General features: G+C 69.7%; 2 protein-coding genes. Both read right to left on the bottom strand.

Going from position 1 to position 7905, the window contains the following annotated elements:
• A partial coding sequence (locus tag ACWDMM_RS33685; protein ID WP_449941562.1) for an amino acid adenylation domain-containing protein occupies nt 1-5541 on the bottom strand: 5541 nt, incomplete at its 3' end.
• Between the two features lie 279 nt (nt 5542-5820).
• Nucleotides 5821-7905 (bottom strand): AMP-binding protein (locus tag ACWDMM_RS33680; protein WP_449941559.1); only part of this gene is annotated, 2085 nt, incomplete at its 5' end.

Here is a 7905-nt window from a genome sequence, read left to right as displayed (position 1 = left end):
GACACGCGCCGAATACGCCACCATCACATCCCGCACCAACGGACCCATCGACGACGCATCCGCCGCGATATGATGCACCACCACCACCAGCACATGTTCGCGCGGCGCATCAGCGATCCGCAGCAGCCGCACCCGCACGGGCACTTCGGCGGTCACATCGAAGGGAATCGCCGCGAGCGTGTAGACCTCCCGCGCGACCTCGTCCACACCCACCGTGTGCGCCGCCACATCCAGCGTCACCTGCCCGGCCGGTAGCACCACCTGCACCGGGCCATCCACGGTTTCCGGATACATCGTGCGCAGCACCTCGTGCCGCGCCACCACGTCGTGCAGCGCCGCACCCAGCGCGGTGACATCCAATTCGCCGGTCAACCGCAAGGCGAAGGGCAGATTGTAGGCCGCCGAACCGGTCGCCGCGGCAGCGTCGTCCGCGTGGTCGAAGCGGTTGAGGAACCACATCCGCTGCTGCGCCAACGACAACGGCAACCGCTCCGGACGGGCGATGCTCCCCAACTCGACACCACGCTCGCCGTGGGTGTGCGACTCCAACGACGCCGCCAACCCCGCCACTGTCGGGGTCTCGAACAACGCCCGCACCGGCACCCGGGCATCGACCGCCGCGCCGAGACGCGCCACGACTCGAGTGGCGACCAGCGAATTGCCCCCGAGCGCGAAGAAATCGTCATCCGCGCCCACCCGGCCCAGTCCGAGCACCTCACCGAACACATCCGCCACGATCTCCTCGACCGCCGTCGAGGGCGCCCGGAATTCCCGCGCGGAGAAAGCGGGCTCGGGAAGCGCCTTGCGATCGAGCTTGCCGCTGGGGTTCAGCGGGAACGCCTCCAGCACGACGATCGCTCCCGGAACCATGTAGGCGGGCAGCGTGTCCCGGATCGCCGCGAGCAATTCGCCCTGTTCGATCGCTCGCCCGGGAGCCGGGACGACGTAGGCGACCAATTGGTCACCGAGCGACGACGGCGCGACCACGGCCACCGCCTGGCTCACCGAAGGCTGCGCCAGCAGCGCCGCCTCGATCTCGCCCAGCTCGATCCGCTGGCCGCGGAACTTCACCTGGAAATCGGTCCGGCCGAGGTAGTCCAGCCGATGCGGCAGCACATCGGTCGGGTTGCGCCAGACCACCAGATCACCGGTCCGGTACATCCGGGCACCGTTGCCGAACGGATCGGCCACGAACCGATCGGCCGTGAGGTCGGGACGCCGCACGTAACCACGGGCCAGCTGATCACCCGCGAGATACAGCTCACCCGGCACACCGGCGGGCACGGGTTGCAGACGCGCGTCGAGCACGTACACCTGGGTGTTCCATTGCGGCACACCGATCGGCACGGAACGCTCGTCCGCGGCGGTCGCGGGCCAGTAGGTCACCGACACCGCGGCCTCGGTCGGGCCGTAGAGATTGTGCACGGCGGCGTCGGACACCGCACGCACCGCGGCGACGGTCTCCGGCGGCAGCGCCTCGCCGATCACGAAGATGTCGCGCAAGGTGGGGCACGATCCGGGGGCGGTGTGCGCGGCGAAGACCGTCAGCATGGACGGCACGAAGTCCGTCACCGTCACGCCTTGCGCGGCGATGGTTTCCGCGACGTACACCGGGTCGCGGTGCCCGTCGTTGGCGGCGACGACCAACTTCGCACCCACCCGCAGCGGCAGGAAGTAGCCCCACAGCGAGACGTCGAAGGTCGTCGCCGTCTTCTGCAAGTACACGTCGTCGGCGTCGAGCGGATACGCCGCGAGCATCCAGCTGACCTGGTTCTGGATCGCGAAGTGCGAGATCGTCACGCCCTTGGGGCGGCCGGTCGAACCCGATGTGAAGATCACATACGCCGGATGCTGCGGCAACACCGGACGCAGCAGCTCATCCGCGCGAACCGGGCTGTCGTCGAACCGGTTCGGATCCAGCGCGTCCAGCAGCAGCACCGCGGTGCCTTCCGGCACGTCCACCGCGTCGGCGGAGGTGGTGAGCACGCAGACCGGCCGCGCCGTATCCAGGATGTGCGCGATGCGTTCGGCCGGATGATCCGGATCCAACGGCACATACGCCCCACCCGCCGCCACGACCGCATACATCCCCACCACGAGATCCAACGACCGACGAACCGCCAACCCCACCAACGACTCCGCACCCACACCCTGCGAAATCAACAATCGCGCAAGACGATTCACCCGCGCGTCGAACTCACGATAAGTCAGCTCCGCGCCCTCGTACACCAACGCGACCTCGTCCGCGTAGGCCTCGGCGGCGCGCCGGTAGCCGTCCAGCAGCAGCTCGGAGGGCACCGGATACCCGGTGCTGTTCCACTCGTGGAGGATGCGCTCGCGCTCGGCGGGCGCGAGCAGATCGATCGCGCCGATCGGCCGGTCCGGCTCGATGGCGGCCACGGTGAGCAGCCGATCCAGCCGCCAGGCGAACTCGGCGATCGTCCGCTCGTCGAACAGATCGGTGGCGTAGGTGAACATCGCCGTGAAACCCGTTGCCGCGCCGTCTGCGTTCGGCACCACGGTCAATTGCAGATCGAATTTCGCCACGGCGCTGTCGAATTCGAGCACGCGCGCGGACAGTCCGGGCAGATCGATCTCGGGCCTGCTCAGATTCTGGTAGAACAGCGCCACCTGGAACAGCGGGTGATGCGCCTGCGACCGCACCGGGTCCAGCACCTCGACCAGCCGCTCGAACGGCAACTCGGCATGCGAGAACGCGCCGAGATCGGTTTCCTTCGTCCGGTCCAGCAGCGCGCGGAACGACGCGCCGAGATCGATCCGGGTGCGCAGTACCAGCGTGTTGACGAACATGCCGATCAGCGGATCGAGCTCGCGCTCGCCGCGGCCCGCCACCGGCGTGCCGATGGTGATGTCCTCGGTGCCGGTGAGCCGGGCCAGCAGCAGCGCCAGCGCGGCGTGCACCACCATGAACTCCGAGGCGCCCGCGCTGTGGGCCAGTTCGGTGAGCCCTCGATGCACCGAGGCGTCCACCGCGAAGGAGTACTCCGCGCCCCGGCCGGAGGCGACGGGTGGGCGCGGGCGATCCGAGGGCAGGTCGATCCGGTCCGGGATGCCCGCGAGCGTCCTGCGCCAGTAGGCGATCTGGTCCGCCGCGATCGAGTCGGGGTCGTTCTCGTCGCCGAGCATCGCGTGCTGCCACAGTGTGTAGTCCGCGTACTGCACGGGTAGTGGCTGCCAGGACGGGCGGGCGCCGTTGCGCCGGGACAGGAACGCGCTGAGCAGATCCCGCAGGAACGGCGCGACCGAAGCGCCGTCGGCCGCGATGTGATGCACCACCACCACGACCACGTGGTCCTGGGAACCGATCTCGGCCAGCGCGATGCGCAGCGGCACTCCCGCCGCGACGTCGAAGCCGGTGGCGGCGAAGGTGCGCAGCCAATCCGGCAGCTCGTGTTCGGCCACCGGCTTGGGCGCGAGGTCGGGAACGACTTGCTCGGCGGGCAGCACCAGCTGATACCCCGTACCGTCCACCGCCGGATACACCGTCCGCAACGTCTCATGACGCCCCACCACATCAGCGACCGCCGCCTGCAACGCCGCCACATCCAACACACCCGACAACCGCACCGCGAACGGAATATTGTTCGCCGCCGAACCGGTATCGAACTGATTCAAAAACCACATCCGCCGCTGCGCCAACGACAACGGCACCCGCTCCGGACGCTCCACCGCCACCAACGCGCGCCGATCGCCCGCGCCCTTCAACGGCTCCAGCCGGGCGGCGAGCGCGGCGACGGTGGGACTCTCGAAAATCAGCCGGGCAGGCACCCGCGCGGCGATCGCGGCGCCGAGGCGGGCCGCCGCCTGCGTTGCGATCAGCGAGTTGCCGCCCAGCTCGAAGAAATCGTCGTCCGCGCCGACCGGCGCTCCCGGGCCGAGCAGTTCGGCGAACACCGCGCCGACCAGCTCTTCGAGCGGCCCGACCGGCGCGCGGAACACTTTGGTCCGCAACCGCGGCGCAGGTAGCGCCTCGCGGTCCAATTTGCCCACCGGCGTCAAAGGGATCTCGTCCAGCACCATGACGACGGTCGGCACCATGTGCGCGGGCAGGCTCTGCTCGGCGAAGGCGGCCAGCTCGGCCGCGTCGGCGTCCATCCCTGGCGAGGCATGCACGTAGGAGACGAGAATGGTCGCGCCGCTGTCCAGCTGGTGCCCCACGGTGACCGCGAAATCCACCGTCTCGTGCGCCGCAAGCACCGCATCGATCTCACCCAGCTCGATCCGGAAACCACGGATCTTCACCTGGAAATCGTTGCGACCCAGATACTCCAACTCACCCTCCGGCGTCCACCGCACCAGATCACCGGTGCGATAGAGCCGGGAACCATGGGTGTCGAAGGGGTTGGCCACGAAGCGGGACGCGGTCAGCCCGCGCCGGTCGTGGTAGCCGCGGGCCAGTGGCGCGCCGGCGATGTACAGCTCCCCGGCCACCCCGCTCGGGACCGGGACCAAGCGCTCGTCGAGCACGTATTCGGTGACGGCCCGGATCGGCGCGCCGATCGTCACCGGCTCCCCTGGCACCAGCGGCGCGCTGATGTTCGTCATGATCGTCGTCTCGGTGGGGCCGTACCCGTTGAAGAATTCGCGGGTGCGCCCACCCGACACCGGTAGCACCCAGCGCCGGACCAGCTCCGGCGGGCACGCCTCGCCACCGGCCACCACAACGCGCAACTCGTCCAGCCCCGCCGGATCCACCGACGCCAGCGCGGCGGGCGTGACGAACGCGTGAGTCACGGCCTCCCGGCGCACCAGGGAAGCGAATTCCTCACCGCCGAACACGGTGGGGGCGGCGACGACCATGGTGGCCGCGCCGCCCAGGGCGAGCAGCAACTCCAGCACCGACGCGTCGAACGACGGCGACGCGAAATGCAACGTCCGCGACGCGCTCGTCACCCGGTACCGATCACGCTGCTCGGCGCAGAAACCCGCCAACCCCGACTGCGTGACCACCACGCCCTTCGGCTTGCCGGTGGAGCCGGAGGTGTAGATGACATAAGCGGGATGCTCCGCGCGCAGCGGACGCACCCGATCGGTGTAGGTCACCGGATCGGCCGGGAACTCCTCGAGCCGCCGGGCGCAGTCCGCGGTGTCGATGGACAGCCACTCCACCCGGTCCGGTAGGTCACCGCCCAGTTCCTCGACGGTCAGCCCGAAGACCGCGCCGGAGTCGGCGACCATGTGCTCGACCCGGTCGGCCGGATAGTTCGGATCCACCGGCACGAAACCCGCACCCGTCTTGGCCACCGCCCACACCGCGACCACCGACTCCACCGAACGCGGAATACCCACCGCGACCAGATCCTCCGGCCCCACCCCACGATCGATCAGCAGACGCGCCAAACGCGTGGACCAGTCGTCCAGCTGCGCATAGCTCAGCTCGGCCAGGGTGGCGGTCGCGTCGGCGAACACCACGGCCGCGCCGCTGGGGTTGGCCTCGACGGCGGTGGCCATCAACTGCGGCAGGGTGGTGACGCGGGGACGGCGGGTCCGGGTCGGGCGCACACGCGCCGGGCGGGTCATGCGCGCACCGCTTCCGCAGTCTCGTCACACCGCTGCCCGACTGCCCGAACCATCGTGCTGCCTCACCCTGTCTATCGTCGCCACCCGCACGTCACCATGCTCCCCGCCCAGGGATCATCGAACGCGCGCATGTCGATCGTTACCGAACCACCGGCGCACGCCCCCCGTGACCGGCCACGATCCGAGGATTTCGGGCCGGGAACGGACGCGTGTGACGAGTGCCGCGGTTGATTATTCCCTGCCTTCGCGCGATTGGGGTCGCGATGTCGGCGGGGACGCTCAACGGCGACCGTCGAGCAGAGCGGCCAGCTGCGGACCGATCACCGCCAGCGCCTCCGCTGTGGCCATCCGGGCATGGGTGACCTCGACCGGCCGATCGACGACCATGCCCTGGACATACGGCCACCAGTCGGCCGCGGCGGCGCGCAACTCGTCGGCGGGGTCGGCGACCGCCGCGCTGAAGTACTGCACGGTGCCGCGGAAGACGCCGGGCCGGTGCTCGGCGATCAGCTCGGCCGAGCGGACCGCGCTGCGATAGATCCGCCGCAGCCGCTCGGGCGTCACCGCGACCAGGTCGGCCGGGATCATGGCGTGCAGGGCGGCCAGCGAGTCGTCGTCGAGCTCGTAGACATCGCCGTCCGCGGTGGCCGCCGTGCCGAGTCCGAGTTCGGCCAGTGCGCCGCGCACCGCGGCGCGGAAACCGACCACATCCGGATTCGGATGGCTGTCCATCATGGCCAGCAACTCCACCTGCTCGCCCGCGTCCTGCAGCCTGGTGGCGATGGCATGGGCGAGCACGCCGCCGAGGGACCAGCCGAGCAACCGGTACGGGCCCTGCGGCTGTACCGCCCTGATCTCCGACAGGTAGCGCTCGGCCAGCTCGTCCAGCGAGCCGGGCAGCTCGCCGTCTTCCGACAGCGCCGGCGATTGCAGGCCGAAGATCGGCTGCTCGGCGGGCATGAACTGGGCCAGACCCGCGTACGACCAGGCCAAGCCGTACATCGGATGCAGGCAGAACAGCGGGGCCGCCGAGCCGCTCGCCCGGATGGGCAGCAGCACGTCGAGCGCCGCGGTGGCGTCGGCGTCGCCGGCGTCGATGCGGGCGGCCAAGCCCGCCACCGTGGCGTCGGTGAAGAACCACTGCACCTGCACCGCCGCTCCGGTCGCTTCCCGCAGCCGTCCGGCCACCTGGGCCGCCAGCAGCGAGTTGCCGCCGAGCCCGAAGAAGTCGTCGTCCAGGCCGACGCGGTCGGCGCCGAGCAGTTCGGCGAACACCTGCGCCACGGCCTGTTCGGTGGCCGTCTGCGGCGCGCGGTAGTCGACCGTGCTGATGATCTCGGGATCGGGTAGCGCCCGGCGGTCGAGCTTCCCGTTGGGGGTCAGTGGCAGGGTGTCGAGGACGACGACGGCGTCGGGGACCATGTAGCCGGTGAGGAATCCGGCGACTTCGGCGCGGACGGCGTTGGGGTCGATCGCGGTGTGGGTGTCGGGCACGACGTAGCCGATCAATCGTTCGCCGGTGTGTTCGTCGGCGCGGACCACCGCCACGGCCTGCCCGATCCCGGCGCAGCCCAGCAGCGCGGCTTCGATCTCGCCGAGTTCGATACGGAACCCACGAAGTTGCACCTGCTGATCCCCGCGCCCGGCGTATTCCAAGGCGGCGTCGTCCCCGCGGGCGCGCCAGCGGCCGATGTCACCGCTGCGATACATCCGCGAGCCCGGCGCCCCGAACGGATTCGCGACGAACCGGGTCGCGGTCAACCCCGCCCGCCCCAGATACCCACGGGCGAGTTGCTTGCCGACGACATGGATCTCCCCGGCCACCGCGACCGGCGCCGGATGCAACCGGTCATCGAGCACATAGGCGTCCAAACCGGGGATCGCCCGCCCGATCACACTGGCCGGCTCCTCGACCTGGGCCGGGGTCAACGGCACGAACGACACGTGCACGGTGGTCTCGGTGATGCCGTACATGTTCACCAACCGGGTGCGCTCACCGTGGCGGTCATACCAGCGGCGCAGCTTCCGCAGATCCAGCGCCTCACCACCGAAGATCACATACCGCAACCCCAGCTCACCCGCACCCGTCGCGGCGGCCCGGTCGGCCTCCACCAGCTGATAGAACGCCGAGGGGGTCTGGTTGAGCACGGTGACCCCCTCGCGGATCAGCAATTCCCGGAACTGCTCGGGCGAGCGGGAGGTCAGATAGTCCACCACGACCACGCTGCCGCCGTGCGCGAGCGCGCACCACAACTCCCACACCGAGAAATCGAACGCGAAGGAATGAAACAGCGTCCACACATCGGTGTCGCCGAACCCGAACAACGGCTGGGTGTTGGCCAGCAACTCCACCACGTTGCGGTG

It is taken from the genome of Nocardia sp. NPDC003726 (assembly GCF_053586955.1).
This window is presented reverse-complemented; position numbering and strand designations above follow the sequence as displayed.